The organism is Pseudomonas sp. FG47 (genome assembly GCF_057809115.1).
Genome location: NZ_JBMDJI010000013.1, coordinates 102,472 through 122,428 on the forward strand (window position 1 = coordinate 102,472; position 19,957 = coordinate 122,428).

The window sequence follows — 19,957 nt, forward strand, 5'->3', positions numbered from 1 at the left end:
CGCCTGGTTCGCCAGGCCGCTACAGCGGTTGTGCCTTGCCTAGCCCAGATTCTGCATATTGGCCTGTTGCGGCAGGGCCGTGACCTTGATCGCCCGTACCGGCACGGCGAACTTGGCGCCAATCCGCGAGAAGCGCTCCAGCAGGCGGAAGTTGATGGCCTGCTGGATGTCCATGTACAGGTTGTAGCCGGGGTCCTTGACGATGTACACGCACTCGAACTCCAGCGCTTCCTTGCCAAAGCCGCGCAAGTGGGCGCGGTCGAAGCGCACCTGGTCCTGGGCCTTGATCGCCTCCTCGACGATGCCCGGGGCTTTTTTCACCGCCTCGGTGGGGGTGTCGTAGGACAGGCCGAACTCGAAGACGATCCGCCGTTCCTGCAGGCGCTTGTAGTTCTGGATAGTGCTGCCGATCATGCTGGCATTAGCCATGACGATCTGCTCGCCGCCCAGGCTGCGGATGCGCGTGGTCTTCAGGCCAACGTGTTCGACGCTGCCGGCCAGTGGACCGATGACGATGAAGTCGCCGACTTCGAAGGGCTTGTCCACGGCAATCGACAACGAGGCGAACAGATCGCCGAGGATATTCTGCACCGCCAGCGCCACGGCGATGCCGCCCACGCCGAGGCTGGCGACGAAGGCGGTGATGTTCACCCCCAGGTTCGACAGCATCGCCAGCAGCACCACCGACCACAGCAGCACCCGTGCGCCCCAGGCCGACAGGGTGGCCAGGGCGCTGCCCTGGTTCAAGCCGGCGCTGCGCTGGCGGCTGAAGTAGCGGCTCAGGCCCAGGCCGATGGCGCGGTTGGCCCACAGCCCAATCTGCAGCGCGGCGACCACGAACCACAGGCTGCCGACCCGGTTCAGCCAGCGCTCGGGCAGGTCGAGCATGCCCAGACCCACCAGCAGCGAGGCGAGCAGCAGCAAGCCGTTGCTGGTGCCGGCCAGGACCTTGGCCAGCACCTGGCTCATGGCGCCGTCATGCTCCGACCAGCGTTGCACCCGCCGCAGCAGCAAACCAATGGCCGCGCGGGCGATGACGAAGGTCAGCAGGGCGGCGCCCAGCGCCAGTAGCAGGTTGAGGATGGAGATACCGAGTAGCGTGGTGTCGGTGAAAAAGCGGGTGATGCGATCGTTCATGTGGCGTGCCTCCTGGTTGCCGGTAATGATTGCGCAAGGTGCGGTTGCTGGGCGTCACGCGCAGGTCTCGGGTCGAACGGATTTCACCTCCCACGCATGCAGCACAATGAATCAACCGTCGGATTGCTCCTCAGGCGGGACCTGGCCCTCGGGCCAGTCGGGGGCTGGCAGCTCGGGTTCAGGCTTGGGCACCGGCTCGCCGGGGGAGTGGGGGCTTCATCGACGTAGGGATCGGGTTGCTGGGGGCATGGCGCGCTCCTTCGAGGTGGCTGACCTGCGTTAGGCCTTGGGCCGGGCGCGCCTGTTCAATCCGATTTTCCCAGAGGATGCGTGGATCGGCCGCGACATCGGCAGGTATCCCCTCGGCATGTAGGACTTTCGCTTCAGCGCGAGTCAGTGAATGCTATCAATACTGTATAAATATCCAGTATTTGCTGGCGATGCGCGCATCAGGGGGCTGGCGGCCCCAAAAGCACCCCGTGGACAGAAAAACCAGCTCGGTTAGGGTGAAGGCCTCTCCTTTGGAAAGGGAGAGTTCTCAAACTCAATGGAGCAATACCCATGAACAAACCACAAACCCAAGGCCCACTGCGTCACGGTCGTGTCACCACCCCAGCCTCCCGCGGCATGGTCGCCATCGATCTCGGTGTACTGAGCGGTTGGCAGGTCGATGAAATGGAAGGCGGCAAGAATTTCCCGGCCCTGGCCGCCGGTCCGTTCCCCGCGCCATTCCAAACCGACAACCCCAGCGTCGCGCCACCGGCCGATGGCTACATCCTCAGCGGCGGCAAGGCCGACGCCCGCGACTGCGTCAACTTCACCGACGAGGAAATGAGCAAGAAGCTCAACCGTGCCTTCACCTGGCCGCTGATCAATGTCGACGCCGGGCAAGTGTTCAAGGTGACCTGGAAGTACACCGCGCCGCACACCACCCGCGGCTATCGCTGGCTGATCACCAAGGATGGCTGGGACCCGAAACAGCGCATCAGCCGCGCGCAGCTCGACGCGCAACCCTTCGCCGAGGACTTCTACCCGCACGTGCCGTACTACAGCCATGCCGGCGAGTTGAAGGCCAAGGTCGACCACGAAGTGAAGCTGCCGGCCAACAAGAAAGGTCGTCACGTCATCGTGCTGATGTGGATCGTCGCCAACACCGGCAACGCCTTCTACCAGGCCTTCGACGTCGACTTCCAGTAAGTCGACCCATCATCCATACGTTCTAAAGGATTGGAACATGGCAACTATTGACTTCACCCAGCACGCCTCGCGGCTGGACGATGCCGCCTCGCGCATGCCGAGCCTGGATGGCAAGAAGATCCTCATGGGTTATTGGCACAACTGGCCGGCCGGCCCTGCCGATGGCTACCAACGCGGGCAGTTCGCCAACATGAGCCTGGAGGAGGTACCGCGCGACTACAACGTGGTGGCGGTGGCTTTCATGAAAGGCAGCGGCATTCCGACCTTCAAGCCGTACAACCTGTCCGACGCCGAGTTCCGCCGCCAGGTGGGCGTGCTCAACAGCCAGGGCCGGGCGGTGCTGATGTCCCTGGGCGGCGCCGATGCGCATATCGCCTTGAGCAAAGGACATGAGCAGCCATTGGCCAACGAAATCATCCGCTTGGTGGAAACCTACGGTTTCGACGGGCTGGACATCGATCTTGAACAGAGCGCGATTGATTTCGCCAGTAACAAGACCGTGTTGCCTGCCGCGCTGAAGCTGGTCAAGGACCACTACAAGGCCCAGGGCAAGCATTTCATCATCAGCATGGCGCCGGAGTTCCCCTACCTGACCAGCGCCGGGCGCTACGTCGACTACCTCAAGGCACTGGAGGGGTACTACGACTTCATTGCCCCGCAGTTCTACAACCAGGGTGGCGATGGGCTGTGGGTCGAGGAGGCCAACAATGGCCGCGGCGCCTGGATTGCCCAGAACAACGAGGCGCTGAAAGAGGACTTTCTCTTCTATCTCAGCGAAAGCCTGGCCACTGGCACCCGCGGCTTCACCCGGATTCCGGCCGACAAGCTGGTGATTGGCCTGCCGGCCAACGTTGACGCCGCAGCCACCGGCTATGTGAGCAACCCGACTGCGCTGACCAATGCGTTCAAGCGCCTGTATGCCAAAGGCGTGCAGATCAAGGGGCTGATGACCTGGTCGGTCAATTGGGACAGTGGGGTCAACAAGGACCACGTGCCTTACAACCAGGAGTTCAGCCGGCGCTATGGGCCGTTGATCAACGGCGCCAAGGCCGCCCAAGAGGCGGTGTCGGCCAGCGCCCGCTAGCCGTTGGCCGCAGCGGTGCCCGGCAGACGTGCCGGGTGCCCGTTGCGCAACTGGCCTGCCATGACAATCCGCTGCCGCGAGGCAGCGGATTGTTTCACGTTGGGCACAGCGGCGGCGCTGCGCTCATGGCTCGAACAGCAGTTCGGCAAAGTGATCGGCCATGCTCGCCCGGGACTGCGCCGGCCAGATGGCGCTGAGCTCGAAGTGCGGCAGGTCGGCGCCGTCGCGGATCTGGCTGTAGCGAGTGCCTTCGAAATGCAGGGCTTGCACCGTGGCCGGCAGCAGCGAGACACCACGCCCGGCGGCGACATAGGCCACCACTGTCAGGGTGCGGTTGGCTTCCTGGATGATCTCGATGGGGTGGCCTTGGCGGCGGAAGGTGCTGAGGATCGCGTTGCGGATCAGCGGCAACTGCTGTTCGGGGAACCACACCAGGCCAGTGGCCGCGAGCTGCGCCAGGCCGACCTTGCCATCCTCGCCCACAGGATAGTCGCTGGGCAGCACCGCGATCAGGGGGTCCTGGTTGATGCGTTGTTCGCGCATGTTGCCCTGGATCGACACCGGGGTATGCAGCAGGCCGATGTCGATTTCGCCGCGTTGCAGGGCCAGGGCCTGTTCAGCGTTGCTCATTTCGCGCAACACCATGTCGACGCCGGGGTGGCGTGCCTGCATACGGTCGAGGGCACGGGGCAGGGTGCCGAATAGTGCCGTGGACACGAAGCCGATGATCAGGCGCCCGGCGCGCTTGGCCCCGATGGCGCGGGCGCGCTGCGTGGCGGCGTCGATTCTGGCCAGGCTGGCGCGCAGGTCATCGATGATGGCGCTGGCCGCGGGGGTCAACACTGCGCCGCGGCGTGAGCGCTCGAACAGCTTGACCCCAAGCTCCTTTTCCATGCGGACCAGGGCCTGGCTCAGGGCAGGCTGGGCGATATCCAGTTGTTCGGCGGCGCGGGTGATGCTGCCGCTGTCGGCAATCGCCAGGAAATAACGCAGATGTCGGGTTTCCATACGCTCACGTTATGTTTTTTGATCGTTCGCATAATAGATATCAATCCATGGTTTTCATAGGATGGCGCCATGGATTGGATCCAATGCCTTGGGCAGCAAGGAGCGTGTAATGGACAGGGACGTCGAGGTCACGAGCAGATCGCCGCTCGAAGCGGCAGGCGCCGATGGCGACGGCTTCGCCGATCGCTGGCATGCCGGCACGGACGTGTCGGTGAGCGCCATCGATGGTCATGCCCATGTCTTCGTGCAGGGCCTGCCTATGTTGCGCGAACGGCGTCATACACCCGACTACAGCGCCACGGTGGATGACTATGCGCGGCAACTGGCAGCGCAGCGAATTTCCCATGGAGTGCTGGTGCAGCCCAGTTTTCTCGGTACCGACAATGCCTTCCTGCTGGGCATGCTGGCGCGTTACCCCAAGCGTTTTCGTGGAGTGGTGGTGGTTGAACCGGAAATCGCCGAGGCCCGGCTCGAGGCCTTGGCCAGCTGCGGTGTCGTCGGTGTGCGCCTGAACCTGCTGGGCACCGCGTTGCCAGACCTGGCGCAGCCGTCCTGGCAGCGCTTCATGGCACGGATCAAGGCGCTGGACTGGCATATCGAAGTGCAGCGTCAGGCTGCGGACCTGCCCTATCTGCTCAACGCCATGCTGCGCAGTGGCTGCAAGGTGGTGGTCGATCACTTCGGCCGTCCAGAGCCCCGGCAGGGCACCGCCGACCCAGGTTTCCAATACCTGTTGGGCCAGGGCGACAGCGGCCAGGTGTGGGTCAAGTTGTCTGGGGCCTATCGCTGCGCAGCAACGCATGCCGACCCTGCCGGGCAGGCGTTCGGCGAGCGCGCCAGCGGCTTGTTACTGCAGGCCTTCTCCAGCTCGCGGCTGCTCTGGGGCAGCGACTGGCCACATACCCAGCACCGCCAGTTGGTCGATTTCGCCGCCGCGAAAGCGTCCCTGGCGCAGTGGGTGCCGGACCCGCTGGCGCGCCTGAATGTGTTGCGCCACACCGCCCAGGACCTTTTCAAGTTCTCTCAATGAGGTGTTTCCATGACTGTTTCAAGCATGCAGCGCAGAGCCGCGTTCCGCCGTCAGGTCGAAGCACGCCAGGGGCTGCTGGTAGCCGGCGTGTTCAATGCCCTGAGCGCTCGGATTGCCAGTGATGTCGGCTTCCAGGCCTTGTACCTGAGCGGTGCCGGCGTCACCAACATGTCGCTGGGCCTGCCCGACCTGGGGTTCGTTGGTCTGGACGAGATGGCGGCTCATGCGGCTCGGGTGCGTGACAGCGTCGCGTTGCCCTTGATCGTCGATGCCGATACCGGCTTCGGCAATGCCCTGAACGTGCGTCATGCGGTGCGGGTCCTGGAGCGCAGCGGCGCGGACGCTATCCAGTTCGAAGATCAGGTACTGCCGAAGAAATGCGGGCATTTCGACGACAAGGCAGTGATCAGTTGCGAAGAGATGGTCGGTAAGCTAAAGGCCGCGGTTTATGCTCGCGAAGACCCGAACCTGATGATCATCGCGCGGACCGATGCTGGCGCCGTGGAAGGCATGACTTGCGCAGTCGAGCGTGCCCATCGCTATGCGCAGGCTGGAGCTGACATCCTGTTCATCGAAGCCACCGAGCGCCTGGAGGATGTCCATCGCCTGCCAGGGCTGTTCCGCACGCCGAGTTTGATCAACATCGTCATTGGCGGCAAGACGCCGGTGTTGGGCCGTGCCGAGCTCGCCACACTGGGTTACGGTATGGTGCTGTACGCCAATGCTGGCCTGCAGGGGGCCGTGCTGGGCCTGCAACGTGCATTGACGGGCTTGTTCGAGCAAGGGCGCCTGGACGAGGACCCTGCCCTGGTGGTGTCGTTCGCCGAGCGCCAGCGGTTGTTGGACAAGTCCCGCTTCGACCGGCTTGAGCGCGCGTATGCCGTGCATGCCCAATAGCAGGCACGCCCTGGGTAGCGGGGATGGTACATCCAGGACGATGCCCCAGGCTCTCAGTGATACCCGTCGCCCACCTTCACCTTGCCCCTGAACACGTAGTAGCTCCAGGCGGTGTACACGAGGATGAACGGCAGAATGAACAGCGCGCCGATCAAGGCGAACAACTGGCTGGCGAGCGGTGACGCCGCCTGCCAGATGGACACCGTCGGCGGGATGATATTGGGCCAGATGCTGATGCCCAGGCCGCTGTAGCCTAGGAAGATGATCAGCAGGGTCAACAGGAATGGTGAAGCGGTGGCCCGGTGCGCCAGGGTGGTGAGGGTGCTGATGAAGCAGAACAGCAGCAGCAGTGGCACCGGTAGGAAGTAGAACAGGTTGGGCAGGCTGAACCAGCGCTGGGCGATCTCTGGGTGGGCCAGCGGTGTCCACAGACTGATCACCGCGATGGCGCCCAGCAGGCCCCAGATGAAATACGACGAATAGCGGTACATCTCCTCCTGCAGGCGGCCTTCGGTCTTCATGATCAGCCAGGTACTGCCCAGCTGCGCGTAGGCCAGCAGCAGGGCGAAGCCGCAGAACAGCGGGAATGGCCGCAGCCAGTCGAGCGAGCCACCGGCGTACAGGTTGTTGGCCACCGGGATGCCGTCGAGGAAGGCACCCAACGCCACGCCCTGGCTGAAAGTGGCGACGATCGAGCCGCCGATGAAGGCTTTGTCCCACCAGTGACGGTTGCGCTCGCTGGCCTTGAAGCGGAACTCGAAGGCTACTCCACGGAAGATCAGCCCCAGCAGCATCAGTACCAGGGGCAGGTACAGGGCGCTGAGAATCACCGAATAGGCCAGCGGAAACGCCCCGAACAGGCCGGCACCGCCCAGCACCAGCCAGGTCTCGTTGCCGTCCCACACCGGAGCCACGGTGTTCATCATCACGTCGCGCTCGTCCTTGTCCTTGATCGCCAGGAAAAGTATGCCGATCCCCAGGTCGAAGCCATCCATGATGACGTACATCATCACGCCAAAGATGATGATCAGTGCCCAGATCAAGGTGATATCGACGCCCATGGCTTTCGCTCCTCAGGTTGCAGTCGCCTGCGACAGGGTCAGTGATCGTCCGCCGCGGACAGGGGCCGGGCTGGGGTTTTCGCCTGGCCCGCGCCCCCGTCGACGGCGTGTTCGCCGGCATGTGGCTGCGGCCCCTTGTGCACCAGCTTGAGCATGTAGGCGATGCCGGTGCCGAACAGCACGAAATACACCAGCACGAACAGCGCCAGGCTGATGCTCATTTCGGCGGTGGTCAGCGGCGACACGGCATCCTTGGTACGCATCAGTCCATAGACCACCCACGGTTGTCGGCCCATTTCGGTGGTGACCCAACCGGCGATCAGGGCGATCAGGCCCGAGGGGCCCATCACCAGCATGAAGCGCAGGAACAGCGGCGAGCGGTGCAGCCTGTCGCCGCGGCGCAACCACAGGCTCCACAGCCCGGCGAGGATCATCAGCAGGCCCATGCTCACCATCAGCCGGAAGGTCCAGAAGATCACCGTGGAATTGGGCCGATCCTCGGGTGGGAACGACTTGAGCGCGGGGATCTGCCGATCGAGGCTGTGGGTCAAGATCAGGCTGCCCAGGTACGGCACCTCGATGGCGAAGTGGGTCTTCTCGGCCTGCATGTCCGGCCAGCCGGCGAGGATCAGCGGCGACGGTTCGCCCGGGACGTTTTCCCAGTGGCCCTCGATGGCGGCGATCTTCGCCGGTTGGTGCTCCAGGGTGTTCAAACCATGGGCATCGCCCACCAGGGCCTGGATCGGCGCTACCACCAGGGCCATCCAGCAGGCCATCGACAGCATGGTTCGCGCAGGCTCCAGGTGCTTGCCGCGCAACAAGTGCCAGGCACCGGAGGCACCGACGAAAAACGCCGTGGCGAGGAACGCGGCAATGGCCATGTGCGCCAGGCGGAACGGGAACGAAGGGTTGAAGATCACCGCCAGCCAGTCCACCGGCACCGCGCGGCCATCGATGATCGCGTGGCCCTGTGGCGTCTGCATCCAGCTGTTGGAGGAGAGGATCCAGAACGTCGAGATCAACGTGCCCAGCGCCACCATGGCGGTGGCGAACATGTGCAGGCCACGGCCCACCCGTTCCCAGCCAAACAGCATCACCCCGAGAAACCCGGCTTCGAGGAAGAACGCGGTCAACACCTCGTAGGTGAGCAACGGCCCGGTGATGCCACCGGCAAAGTAAGAGAACTGCGCCCAGTTGGTGCCGAACTGGTAAGCCATGACCAGCCCGGAAACCACGCCCATGCCGAAGTTCAGGGCGAAGATCTTTATCCAGAACATGTAAAGTTCACGGTAGACATCGCGCCCGGTCTTCAGCCAGAGCGCCTCGAGTACCGTGAGGTAACTGGCAAGGCCGATGGTAATGGCCGGGAAGATGATGTGCACCGCCACCGTGAAGGCGAACTGGATACGGGCCAGATCAAGCGCTGTGGAGCTGAATGTGTCCATGTGGTCTGTGCCTCACAGGGCGTTTTGCTACGCCGAGTTGTGATGGAGGCGCAACGAAAGATGAGCGGGCATCGATCCGTTGCCTTGACATGTCGAGGGGGTGTGGCTTGATTCTAGATCATGATTTTTGTAGCGGCGCAAACTTATAAAAGTTACGCCGCCCGGCTGTCGGCGGAAACTTTCCGGCGTTGTGTTTATCACGACAGGTTGTACGCTTGGCAATGGCTATTGCAACTTGTGATGCCCTAGATCCCGCTAGAACAGCGGCTTATTACGCAACCAACTATTTATAGCCGATGCCTATAAATAGTTTAGGCGCTGTACGCAAAGCCTTGAGACGAAGGTCAGCCAAGGCTTTGCGTACAGCGCCCGAGGAGCGACCATGGCGACGCGACGCAAGGTACCCGGAGTACGCAACTACGATGGTCCGGCCGGTGGCTGGGGGGCTTTGAAGGCGACCGCGACGGCGGTGCGCGAGCAGATGGACACGCTCAAGGCGCCGTTGACCCTGATGCGCACCAACCAGCCGGACGGTTTCGACTGCCCAGGGTGCGCCTGGCCGGACAAGGAGCACAAGTCGACCTTCCAGTTTTGCGAGAACGGCGCCAAGGCGGTGACCTGGGAGGCGACCAACAAGCGCGTCACTCCCGAGTTCTTCGCCAACCACCCAGTGGCGACGTTGCTGCACCGCACCGATTACGAGCTGGAGGACCTTGGCCGGCTGACTCACCCGTTGGTCTACGACCACGCCAGCGACACCTACAAACCAGTGGAATGGGAGCAGGCCTTCGCCCGCATCGGCGAGATTCTCCGCGGGCTGGCGCCGAACCAGGTCGAGTTCTACACCTCCGGGCGCGCCTCCAACGAGGCAGCCTATCTGTACCAACTGTTCGCCCGGGCGCTGGGCACCAACAATTTCCCCGACTGCTCGAACATGTGCCATGAGCCGACCAGTGTCGGCCTGCCACGCTCCATCGGCATGGGCAAGGGTTCAGTGTCGCTGGACGATTTCGACGCGTGCGAGTTGGTTATCTCCATCGGCCACAACCCCGGCACCAACCACCCGAGGATGATGGGCACGCTGCACGAAGTGTCGCGGCGCAAGGTGCCGATCATGGTTCTCAACCCATTGCGCGAGCGGGCCCTGGAGCGCTTCGCCGATCCGCAGGACATGATCGAGATGGCCACCTATGGCTCCACCCGGATCGCCTCGACCTACCTGCAGGTCAAGGCTGGAGGCGACGCGGCGGCGATCAAGGGGGTGATGAAGGCGTTGCTGGAGATGGAGGACTCGGTCGGTCAGGTGCTCGATTTCGAATTCATCGCCCAGCACACCAACGGCTTCGAGGCGCTCAAGGCCGACCTGCTGGCAACCGCGTGGCCCGATATCGAACACGCCAGCGGCCTGGGCAAGGCCGAGATGGAGAAAGTGGCCGCGGCCTACGCCAAGTCCAACGCCACCATCGTCACCTACGGCATGGGTATCACCCAGCACAACGAAGGCACCGCCAACGTGCGGCTGATCTGCGACCTGCTGATGCTGCGCGGTAATATCGGCAAACCTGGTGCTGGCATCTGCCCGTTGCGCGGCCACTCCAATGTGCAGGGCAATCGCACGGTGGGCATCACGGAGAAGCCTGCGGCCGAATTTCTCGAGAAGATCGAGCAGGTGTTGGGTTTCAAACCGCCTGTCGAGCACGGACACGATTCGGTACAGGCCATGCAGGCAATGATTGCCGGCACGTCCAAGGCTCTGATCTGCCTGGGAGGCAACTTTGCCGTGGCCTTGCCCGACCCGGGCCAATGCTTCCCGGCGATGGGCAAGCTCGACCTGAGCGTCCACATTGGAACCAAGCTCAACCGTACGCACCTGCTGGTGGGCAAGGAAACCTACTTGTTCCCGTGCTTGGGGCGCACCGAACTGGATATGCAGAACGGCGAGCGCCAGGCGATTACCGTCGAGGACTCGATGTCGATGGTGCACGCCTCTGCCGGCAAACTGACCCCCGCGTCCGAGTTCCTGCGCTCGGAGCCGGCGATCATCGCCGGCATGGCCAACGCGACCTTGCCGGACAGTCTCGTGCCCTGGCTGGAGCTGGGCGCCGACTACGACAAGATCCGCGACCTGATCGAGAAAACCCTGCCAGGCTTCGACGACTACAACGCGCGCATCCGCGTGCCGGGCGGTTTCCGCATGCCGCTGCCGGCCACCGAGCGGATCTGGATGACGCCGTCGGGCAAGGCCGAGTTCTTCGTCTTCCCAGGCTTGCATGAGGACAAGGAGGTCGAGGGCGACGATGTGCTGCGCCTGATCACCTTGCGTAGCCATGACCAGTACAACACCACCATCTATGCCCTGGACGACCGCTATCGCGGCGTGTTCGGCCGCCGCGACGTGCTGTTCATGCACCCGGCGGACTTGGCGGCGCGTGGCCTGGCCCATGGCGACCTGGTGGACATCGAGACGGTCACCCACGGGCGTAAGATGCGCTACGAGCGGATCACCGCCATCGAGTACAAGATCTCGCCGGGATCGGTCGGTGCCTACTATCCCGAGGCCAACCAGCTGGTGCCGCTGGACTACATTGATGCGGACAGCGGCACGCCGTCGTACAAGTCGGTGCCGGTGCGGGTACTGCGCTCGGAGCTTAACTGAGAGGAGGGCGGTTGCAGCGGTTAGGGCAAGGCTGCAACCGCCAGGGCGGCGCCTGCGGGGAGACGTGCGGGGTGGCCAGTTGCACAAATCACGCCGCCTATTGGCGGCGCTTCTTGCGCTCATGCTACGTTGTCGCTCCTCGCCGTAGCTGGGCTAGTCTGGTCAAGACGCCTTGCTTAAGCACAAAAAGCACGCGCGCCTTGTTGGAGGTATTTGCAAAACATCCCCTTAAAGGCCTGGCTTGGCACGCATAAAGACCCAGATCCCCGTCGCGATCACCGCCAGGCAGATCAGCACGTTTTCACGGCGCAGCAGGTGCCAGGGCAAACGCCTGAGTGGGCGCATGATGGCAGCTCGTAGCCGGTCCCACAGCGGCACCCTGCCGCCGCTGAGGGCCAGGTGGGTGAAGTACAGCGTGCCCACGAACATCAACAGCGGGCTGCTCCACTGCAGCCAGGGCACCTCCTTGCACCATACGAACGCCAGGGCGGCCGGCGCGGCGCTGGGCAGTACATGGCGCAGCACCAGCAGCCCGGCACTTTGCCGATACCAGGTCGGTGGCAGCATCCAGCGGCTCAGCGGCACATCGAGCGGCGCCAAGAGCACCGCCAGGAAGGTCCAGATCCGGTAAACCTTCATGCCCACGAACACCACGGCGGCGACGAACAGCGGCGACAGCAGCAGGGCGCTGCTTCCCAGCCTGTTGGGGTGGGTAACCAGCGTTGCCAGCAACAGCAGCGACAGGCTGAACCACAGGAACGCGTATACCCCGAAATAGCTGGTCGCCGGCAGCCACTGCCGCCAGTTGTCGAGCGGCTGCAGGCCCAGGCGCGCGGGCAGCTCGGGGTGCTGGTATTCGAGGGTTTGGGCGAGCTCGCTAAAACGTTGCCAATCGTAGTCGTGGAACAGGTCGGCCAGGCTGCGGCGTTGGCGGTCGCTCATGGGTTTGAGCAGCAGGGCGGTTTCCCGGTACAGCTCGGGGTCGGCGTCGAACCGGTCCAGGTTCTGCCGCACGGCGACTTCCAGGGCGTGCTGTTCGCATCGCTGGATCAGGCCGCTCCAGCGCCAGTATGCGCAGGGCAGCGCGCCCTGGGTTGCGTCCCAGCCCATGGCCTGGCACACCCGTTCGAAGAAAGCCGGGGACCACTGGGGCGCCGACTCGAGCCACGCCAGCAGGTCCTGCTCGAACTGTTCACGGCGTTCGAGCGCAACCAGCCACTCGCTGGCCAGCCACAGGTGTAGCGCGTCGATGACCTGGCGCTCCTGGCCGTCGGCCAGCCATTGCTGCATCTGCGCCAGGGACGGTTGCGGCGGGCTGGTGGCGAGTGTGGGGGCGATCTGTTCCAGAGGCAGCGCTGGCGGCGTGGATTGCGCGCTGGGGGGGCTTGCCGGCGCAGGCGCGGCAAGCACCTGCTGATCATCCTCGGCCCGCCAGGCCGCTTCGGCCAAGGCGCTCTCGTAGGCTTCGCGCAGGCGTTGGAACGCCTGCGGGTCATCGTCCGGGCGGTGCTGCTTGAGCAGCCGGGCATAGGCACGCTTGATGCTGCGTGCATCGGCATCTTCGCTGAGTTCCAGCAGTTGCCAGTGGCTCATGGCTCAGAACTCCCGCTCAAGGTCGGCCAGGTGCTCGGTCACCTCGCTGCGGGCCTTGCGGACCTGCTGCTCATCCTGGGTATCGAGCATGCGTTGGAAGTAGTTGGCCAGCCCGGCGACATGCTCGCGATCCGCCCCCAGGCGTTCCTGGTACAGGCGGTCGAGCCGGGCCAACAGCAGCGTGTTGACCTGCTGGTCGCGCGGATGCACCTTCAGGGCTTGCAGCGCGGCCAGGCGTTGGGCGATTTCCTCGGGGGGCAGGACCCCGGGGTTGTTCTCGATCACCAGCCGACGGGTTTCGCCGTTGATCGGCAGGTGCACCTGGGCTTCCAGCAAGCCGTTGTTGTCATAGGTGAAGCGTACATCCAGGTCCACTTCACCAGCCTTGCGCGGCGGCACCGCAATCTCCAACTCGCCAAGGAAGATATTGTGGCTGACCAGCCGGCTTTCACCTTGGTAGATCCCCAGCTTGACCACTGTCTGGTTGTCGCTGAGGGTCGACACGCTGCGTGAGCGACTCACCGGTACCACGGTATTGCGCTCGATGATCGGCAGGTAATGACCCGCCTGGTAACCGTTACCGTGCTGCACCGACGTCTCGATGCCCAAGGTGTAGGGGCAGACATCGGTCAGCACCACCTCTTCAAGCGAGGCATGGCGGGCCTGCAACGCGGCCTGGATGGCCGCGCCCTGGGCCACTACTTCGTCGGGGTTGAGCTGCATCGACGGGATCCGGCCGAACAGCGCGGCCACCAGCTTGCGCACCAGCGGCATGCGCGTGGTGCCGCCGACCAGGAGGATTTCGTCCAGGTCGGCGACCTTGATACGGGCATCGCGCATGGCGCGTTCGATGGGCGCGCGCAGGCGCTCGAGCAAGGGCCGAACAATTTCTGCCAGTTCGCCCTGGGTCACCTCCAGGCGCCACTCACGGTCTTGCTCGCGCAAGGTGAAACTGGCAACCGGCGCCTGCCCGAGGGCATGCCGAACCCGCTGGGCTTCGCGACGCAAGCGCTGGGCAGTGGCGGGGAGAGTGGTGTCGGGCAGGTCGGCGCGGCCGATCTTGCTAATGAAATGCTCTACCAGCAGGTCGTCGAAGTCTTCCCCGCCGAGAAAGTTGTCGCCCGCGCTGGCGCGGATTTCCATGACGCCTTCGAACAGTTCCAGGATGGACACGTCAAAGGTGCCGCCCCCCAGGTCGAACACCAGGAAATTCGCTTCGCTGCGCTGTTGCAGGCCGTAGGCCAGGGCGGCGGCGGTGGGTTCGTTGATCAGCTTGTCGACCTTCAGGCCGGCCAGTTCGCCGGCGATCCGCGTCGCTTTGCGCTGGGCATCGCTGAAGTACGCCGGCACGCTGATGACTGCGTGCTCGACAGGCTGGCCCAACGCGCGCTCGGCGTCGGCCTTGAGGCTGCGCAGCAGCAGCGCCGACAGTTCTTCGGCGCGGTAGCCGCGCCCGCCGAGCTGGGTCTCGCGGGCGCTGCCCATGTAGCGCTTGAACAGCGAGGCGCTCAGTTGCGGATGGGTATGGAGCCGCTCGCGGGCGATTTCCCCAACTACCAGTTGGCCTTCGTCGTCGAGGCCGACCACGCTTGGCGTGAGTAGCCCGCCCAGGGCATTGGGCACGATCCGTGCCTGTTCGCCATCCCAGTAGGCGACAAGGCTGTTGGTGGTACCCAGGTCGATGCCGATGATCACAATCACGCTTCCTTAAATGACGCAGCCGGGCGCCAAGGCATCCAGGCTGCAAGTATCGTCACCACGCTTGTGCCAGCGTCATGGCCTGGGTTATCGGCAGGGCCGCTGGCAGCGTTAACCCGTTTGTGGCTAGGGGCGCTCGAGGTGGTGCGAGTCCTTGGCGGTAGCATTTAGCCATAACCGCAGGGCTGACGGCAGCTAGAAATTTTCGCCGCCTGGGCCATGCTCACAGGGTTTGTTTGCCGTCTAATCAAGGAGCGTGATGGATGAAACTCATTGGCATGCTGGATTCACCCTATGTGCGCCGTGTGGCGATTTCCCTGGATCTGCTGGGGATCAGCTTCGAGCATGAGCCGTTGTCTGTGTTCAGCACGTTCGAGGCGTTTTCCCGGATCAACCCGGTGGTCAAGGCGCCGACCCTGATACTGGATGATGGCTCGGTACTGATGGACTCGACCCTGATCATCGATTATTTCGAGCGCCTCGCCAGCCCCGCCAAGTCGCTGATGCCGTCGGCGCAGCAGCCTCAGGCGCTGGCCGCGGCCCTGGGTAGCCTGGGGCTGGCGCTGGCGGCGTGCGAGAAGGCCGTGCAGATCGTCTATGAGCACAAGCTGCGGCCGGCGCAAAAGCTCCACGAGCCTTGGGTCGAGCGCATCTGCGGGCAGTTGCTGGCGGCCTGTGCCGAGCTCGACAGGCGCTGGGCGGCGCGGCCGGCGCAAGGCGAGCGGCCAGACCAGGCGGCGCTCAGCACCGCGGTGGCCTGGTCGTTCATGCAACTGATGGTGCCCGAGTGGGTCAAGGCTGGAGATTTCCCAGCCCTCGCGGCGCACACGGCGCAACTGGAGGCGAGCGAGGTGTTCAAGCGCTATCCGATCGCTTGATCGCGGGTGCGAAGCGCACCTTGCTTCTGGCCTGCCATTGCCTGGATGCGTTCCCGGGGGCCGCCGTGAATGACGATTTCTGCGGCGACAGATGCCGTTCATGGCGGGAGGTTTTGCTATGGCCAACCCCAGGCCAGCCGCCGGCCAGACGGTCATGGCGGATTGCCTCGCGGGGACTATCGTTGCTGGACCGAGCAGTGACTACCGACCGAGGGCAGCGCCATGAACACGAGTGATCTACTGGAACAGTTGCTTCGGGCCGGGCAGGGCTCGAAGCAGCAGGCAAGCAGCGACATGCCAGCGCCAGGTAGCCTTGGCGGTTTGCTGGACGGATTGCTGGGTGGCGGCAGGGCAACGGCAGGTGGTGGCCTGGGTGATTTACTGGGTGGCCTTTTAGGTGGCCGCGGCGCTAGTCAGGGACGCGCCACGGGCAGCGTCAATTACGCAGCGCTGGCGTCGCTGGGCATGATGGCGTTCCAGGCTTATCAACGCTGGCAGCGCAGCCAGGCGACTGCCCCACAACAGGCCGTGCGTACCGTGGATCAATTGTCCGGCCCAGAGGCCGACGATCACAGCCATGCAATCCTGCGCGCGCTGATTGCCGCCGCCAAGGCTGACGGACGCATCGACCCGCAAGAAGAGCAACTGATCCGCGCTGAAATCAAAGGTCACACCAGCGATCCGCAACTACAGCAATGGCTGGATGATGAGCTCAGCAAACCCCTTGATGTCGCCGAAGTGGCGCAGTCGGCCCAGGATCCGGCCATGGCAGCGGAAATGTACCTGGCCAGCGTGATGCTGGTGGATGACCAGCAGGCCGCAGAGCGGACCTACCTTGACCAACTGGCCAGCGCCCTGCAAATCGACCCGACCTTGCAGGTGCATCTGGAGCAGCAGGCCAAGGGCACCGCCTGAACCGCGGAGTTGCCTGCGCTGCTCGTCAACCTGCCGCCGGCACCTGGTGGCGTGAACCGCTGCTGGGTGCCCACTCAGCTATCACGCCGATCCGCGTCCTCCACTTGGTCCTGCCCCCGGCGATGCTTGGCTTGCGCTAGCCGCCAGCGCATCAGGTCGTCCGCGCCTGGGCCTGCCTCGATGGCGATGTCCAGCGGCGTCAGGGGTTCCCCCGTTTGCTGATCGAATAAGCCCCAACTGACGTTGGCGCCTGTTTTGCGGCTGACAAACTTCAGGGGCGGCGCTACCGCGCCGGAGACGTCCAAGCGCTCGCCGATCTGGGCCAGTACCAGCATTAGCGGGGCGAGTTGCCGACCTTGTGTGGTCAGCAGGTACTCGAAGCGTTCCGGGTTCAGTTGGTAACGCCGCCGTTCGACCAGGTTATTGCCCTCCAGATGCTTGAGCCGGTCACTGAGGGTGGCGTTGGTCACCCCGGAGGATCGGCGAAAGTCATCGTATCGGCCAATCCCCAGGACAAGGTCGCGCAGGATCAGCAACCCCCAGCGATCACCGATTGCCGCCATGACGCCAGCGATTGGGCACACCATTCCGTCAAAACCTTTTGAGCGCATGAGTCATTTCCCAGGGGGCATCGAGGTGGTTCTCAGGTGGGTCTGATTATAAGAGTTGGCTGCCAAGTGGTGAAGAACAGATTGCGCAAGTACGCATGTGACTCCTATTATAAGAGTTACTGCTTGCCAGTGGCGATCGGGACCAGGATGGCGCAGGGCCGGATCGCTTCGCAGGTTGTCGCTTGCACAGCAATCGCTACGTTCACTCAACACCGAGGAACCCACGATGTCCGCTTACTCCACGTCCAAGATTTTTGTCATCGGTGGCACCGGGGCCCAGGGCCTGCCGGTCATCAGCGGCCTGGTCGCCGACAGGAAATATGTCGTGCGCGCTTTGAGCCGCGACCCCGGCTCGCGGCGGGCGAAGACCCTGCTAGAACTGGGCAACGTATCCATCGTCAAGGGCACCTTCGCCGACGAAGCGGTGCTGCGCGAGGGCTTTCGCGGCTGCGATGGTGCGTACGTCAACCTGGATGGTTTCAACACCGGGGAGAAGACCGAGCTCTACTGGGCGATGCGCTGCTATGAGATCGCCATTGAAGAGGGGATCAAGTTCTTCGTGTATGGGAATCTCGACTACGCGCTGAAGAAGGCGGGCTACGATTCGAAATTCCGTACCGGCCACTATGATGGCAAGGGCCGCATCGGTGAGTGGATCCTGTTTCAGAACGGGTTCAACCAGGCGCGCATGGGGGCTGCGCTGTTCACCACGGGGCCTTACATGGAGATGGCCGTCTCGCCGATGACGCCGATGACGCCCGCGGTCGAGGACGGTGTCGTGACCTGGCGAGTGCCGCTGGGCAGTGGTGCCGTTCCCCATGTGGCGCTCGAGGACTGTGGACACTATGTTCGCTGGTTGTTCGACAACCCCGAGCGCGGCAACGGCATGAACCTGGAGGTTGCCATCGAACACGTCGAGTACCAGAAACTGGCCGAGGCGTTCGAGCAAGTGACCGGGCACCCGGCGCGCTACATCGACACCGACCTGGACACCTACTGGCGTGGCCCGCTACAGATGGTGGCCGGTTTGCCGACCGGGTACAACGCCGACCCTAACGACAAGAGCACGATGAGCTTCGGCGACAATTTCACCGGGTTCTGGAATGTCTGGAAGCACAATATCATCCAGCGTGATTACGCCCTGCTGGATGAGATCCACCCGAACCGCATCAGAAGTGTCGAGGCGTGGTTGGCACGGGCTGATCAACGGGGACGGGAGCTGGGGCAGGGCGGCTTGTGGGCGCGTGTCCAGCCAGAGAACTGCTTCAAGTCGCCACCGCTTCTGAAAATCCTCGAAGATGGCCGCTCGGGCGCGTTGTAGGGGCTTGAGTCACGGCGTTTGTCACTCACGGCGCTGCTGCAGCACCTTCGGTACAGTCTACCTGGGCAGCTCATCTAGACTGCCCATGCATGACGTTTGCAGGCGGAGGAAACAAGGCAACGAATCTAGTCGAAGAGGCTGCTTTACTCCCCTGCGCGTGGCGCTGTCACAAATAACTCATGATGAACGTGACCTCGGTGTTGGCAGTACCGCCCGTCACGCCCTTGTCTTGTGCGCCTGCGCCAGCGTTGGGTAGCGTGCGTATATACCTGGCATTCAGCGGGATCGAGAAATTGCCACCGCCTGCCGTCAGCTCGTTGAAGCTGTAATTCTTATCGAGCTGCATGGGATTCTGGTTGCTGTCGAGCAGTTGCAGGGCAATGCCTTTTGCGGTTGAAGCGTTATTTAACGCAACGATTCCCTGTGCGGCGTTCACGGCAGGTGCGGTCGGGTTGGCGGACAGGCTGTACGAGACTTTCTTGACGGTGCTGGAGCAGTTGTTCAGTAGCAGGTTGAATGCTTTGGGCAGTGTGAAATCGCCGTAGCGCGGGAAGTCCCGAGTGGAGTAGTCGCCTAACTCAACCTTCACGTCAGGTGTTTCGCAAGTTGGCGCAGGTGGCTTCATGTTGGCCAAGCGCAAGCACGGGCCGAACTTGCCAATGGCTCCGCCGATACTAGGCCCAATCCTTGACGTGGTCAGCCCGGCACAAGCATCGCTTACATCCACTGAGGCAGGGATAACAATAGAGGTTCTGAAGGGCACGTAAAACCCTTCTCTTTGCAGGTCGGTCAACATGTTGCCCAGTGTGGATCCCGAGCGGGTCGGTATGCGCCATGACTGCGTACCGCTGGTAGGGTAGTAACTGGTATCCGACCCGGTTGAGTAACGCCAGGTGGAAGTGTAGATATTGCAAATTGTAACGCCCGGTGCCCATTCGCAAACCCCTCTGCTGGAGTCGAAGGTTGACCAGTCACTAATGATGAAGTTGTAGCGTATCATGTCGCCTTCTATCGTCGCGCCCGCGGCAGCCAGGGTGAAAGCCTGCGCATGAGTTACGATGCCAGCGAATAAATAAACTAGAGTAGTGGCAAGGCGATGGAAGCGTGCGGATGTGTTTTTCATGTGTCACCGATAGTTAACCAGGCGTCGAGGGGAAGAGAAAAGACAGTCGTTATCGTCATGTCTTGGCGCGCCGCTCAACGAATCTCCAGTCAAACTCTGGATGGTCATTTTTCAGTGTGTCGATGGCCTCGGTAAGATTATCTAGTGTAAGGTTGGTGCTATGAGTGTTAGTGGGGGATTGCGTTTCTGTACATGCAGAAAGTGTAATTAAAGTGCTTGTTATAAATGCCGCAGCCAAGTAAAATGCTTGCTTGCTTGCTTGCTTGCTTGCTTGCTTGCTTGCTTGCTTGCTTGCTTGCTTGC

17 protein-coding genes are annotated in these 19,957 nt (G+C 63.0%); 8 read left to right on the forward strand and 9 right to left on the reverse strand.

The genetic code is table 11. The features are described from left to right. Positions 1 to 39 precede the first annotated feature (39 nt). Complete coding sequence (locus tag ACODS5_RS12625) at positions 40 to 1,137, reverse strand: mechanosensitive ion channel family protein (RefSeq protein ID WP_489108831.1); 1,098 nt, start codon at positions 1,135 to 1,137, stop codon at positions 40 to 42. A gap of 561 nt (positions 1,138 to 1,698) precedes the next feature. Here ACODS5_RS12625 and ACODS5_RS12630 point away from each other — a divergent pair. Both ACODS5_RS12630 and ACODS5_RS12635 read left to right on the forward strand, forming a co-directional pair. Further along, entirely contained in the window at positions 1,699 to 2,334 is a 636-nt protein-coding gene (locus ACODS5_RS12630) for a lytic polysaccharide monooxygenase auxiliary activity family 9 protein (protein WP_489108832.1), read from the forward strand. A 37-nt stretch (positions 2,335 to 2,371) separates the two neighbouring features. Further along, positions 2,372 to 3,418 (forward strand): chitinase, encoded by a 1,047-nt coding sequence (locus tag ACODS5_RS12635; RefSeq protein ID WP_489108833.1) that lies wholly within the window; start codon positions 2,372 to 2,374, stop codon positions 3,416 to 3,418. Between the two features lie 123 nt (positions 3,419 to 3,541). Here the strand turns inward: ACODS5_RS12635 and ACODS5_RS12640 are convergent, their stop codons facing one another. After that, positions 3,542 to 4,426, reverse strand: coding sequence for a LysR family transcriptional regulator (locus tag ACODS5_RS12640; RefSeq protein WP_489108834.1), 885 nt, complete (start codon positions 4,424 to 4,426; stop codon positions 3,542 to 3,544). Between the two features lie 109 nt (positions 4,427 to 4,535). Here ACODS5_RS12640 and ACODS5_RS12645 point away from each other — a divergent pair, with 109 nt between their 5' ends. Together ACODS5_RS12645 and ACODS5_RS12650 are read left to right on the forward strand one after the other, a co-directional pair. Next, complete coding sequence (locus tag ACODS5_RS12645) at positions 4,536 to 5,456, forward strand: amidohydrolase family protein (RefSeq protein ID WP_489108835.1); 921 nt, start codon at positions 4,536 to 4,538, stop codon at positions 5,454 to 5,456. 24 nt (positions 5,457 to 5,480) lie between these two features. Continuing rightward, complete coding sequence (locus ACODS5_RS12650; RefSeq protein WP_489108836.1) at positions 5,481 to 6,353, forward strand: isocitrate lyase/PEP mutase family protein; 873 nt, start codon at positions 5,481 to 5,483, stop codon at positions 6,351 to 6,353. 53 nt (positions 6,354 to 6,406) lie between these two features. Here ACODS5_RS12650 and cydB read toward each other — a convergent pair whose 3' ends face one another. Then, positions 6,407 to 7,414, reverse strand: a complete 1,008-nt coding sequence (gene cydB, locus ACODS5_RS12655) for a cytochrome d ubiquinol oxidase subunit II (RefSeq protein WP_134693489.1) — start codon at positions 7,412 to 7,414, stop codon at positions 6,407 to 6,409. Positions 7,415 to 7,452: 38 nt separating this feature from the next. Next, positions 7,453 to 8,859, reverse strand: coding sequence for a cytochrome ubiquinol oxidase subunit I (locus ACODS5_RS12660; RefSeq protein WP_134693490.1), 1,407 nt, complete (start codon positions 8,857 to 8,859; stop codon positions 7,453 to 7,455). A gap of 382 nt (positions 8,860 to 9,241) precedes the next feature. On the opposite strand from ACODS5_RS12660, the gene ACODS5_RS12665 reads away from it, so the two are divergent. Further along, positions 9,242 to 11,515, forward strand: a complete 2,274-nt coding sequence (locus ACODS5_RS12665) for an FdhF/YdeP family oxidoreductase (protein ID WP_134693491.1) — start codon at positions 9,242 to 9,244, stop codon at positions 11,513 to 11,515. Between the two features lie 228 nt (positions 11,516 to 11,743). Here the strand turns inward: ACODS5_RS12665 and ACODS5_RS12670 are convergent, their stop codons facing one another. Together ACODS5_RS12670 and ACODS5_RS12675 are read right to left on the reverse strand one after the other, a co-directional pair. Then, positions 11,744 to 13,108 (reverse strand): J domain-containing protein, encoded by a 1,365-nt coding sequence (locus ACODS5_RS12670; RefSeq protein ID WP_489108837.1) that lies wholly within the window; start codon positions 13,106 to 13,108, stop codon positions 11,744 to 11,746. 3 nt (positions 13,109 to 13,111) lie between these two features. Continuing rightward, complete coding sequence (locus ACODS5_RS12675; protein ID WP_489108844.1) at positions 13,112 to 14,803, reverse strand: Hsp70 family protein; 1,692 nt, start codon at positions 14,801 to 14,803, stop codon at positions 13,112 to 13,114. A gap of 266 nt (positions 14,804 to 15,069) precedes the next feature. Here ACODS5_RS12675 and ACODS5_RS12680 point away from each other — a divergent pair, with 266 nt between their 5' ends. Then, positions 15,070 to 15,684: a glutathione S-transferase gene (locus ACODS5_RS12680; protein WP_489108838.1), complete on the forward strand. Its 615-nt coding sequence runs from the start codon at positions 15,070 to 15,072 to the stop codon at positions 15,682 to 15,684. A 222-nt stretch (positions 15,685 to 15,906) separates the two neighbouring features. Further along, on the forward strand, positions 15,907 to 16,599 hold the full coding sequence (locus tag ACODS5_RS12685; protein WP_489108839.1) for a tellurite resistance TerB family protein: 693 nt from the start codon (positions 15,907 to 15,909) through the stop codon (positions 16,597 to 16,599). Positions 16,600 to 16,673: 74 nt separating this feature from the next. Here the strand turns inward: ACODS5_RS12685 and ACODS5_RS12690 are convergent, their stop codons facing one another. Next, a complete protein-coding gene (locus ACODS5_RS12690; RefSeq protein WP_134693496.1) occupies positions 16,674 to 17,210 on the reverse strand; it encodes a winged helix-turn-helix transcriptional regulator in 537 nt (178 codons plus the stop codon). A gap of 226 nt (positions 17,211 to 17,436) precedes the next feature. Between ACODS5_RS12690 and ACODS5_RS12695 the strand changes: the two genes are divergently transcribed. Further along, on the forward strand, positions 17,437 to 18,531 hold the full coding sequence (locus tag ACODS5_RS12695) for an NmrA family NAD(P)-binding protein (protein WP_489108840.1): 1,095 nt from the start codon (positions 17,437 to 17,439) through the stop codon (positions 18,529 to 18,531). A 166-nt stretch (positions 18,532 to 18,697) separates the two neighbouring features. Here the strand turns inward: ACODS5_RS12695 and ACODS5_RS12700 are convergent, their stop codons facing one another. Both ACODS5_RS12700 and ACODS5_RS12705 read right to left on the reverse strand, forming a co-directional pair. Next, positions 18,698 to 19,654, reverse strand: coding sequence for a fimbrial protein (locus ACODS5_RS12700; RefSeq protein WP_489108841.1), 957 nt, complete (start codon positions 19,652 to 19,654; stop codon positions 18,698 to 18,700). Positions 19,655 to 19,709: 55 nt separating this feature from the next. Then, on the reverse strand, positions 19,710 to 19,957 hold a 248-nt coding region (locus ACODS5_RS12705; RefSeq protein WP_489108842.1), incomplete at its 5' end, for a hypothetical protein.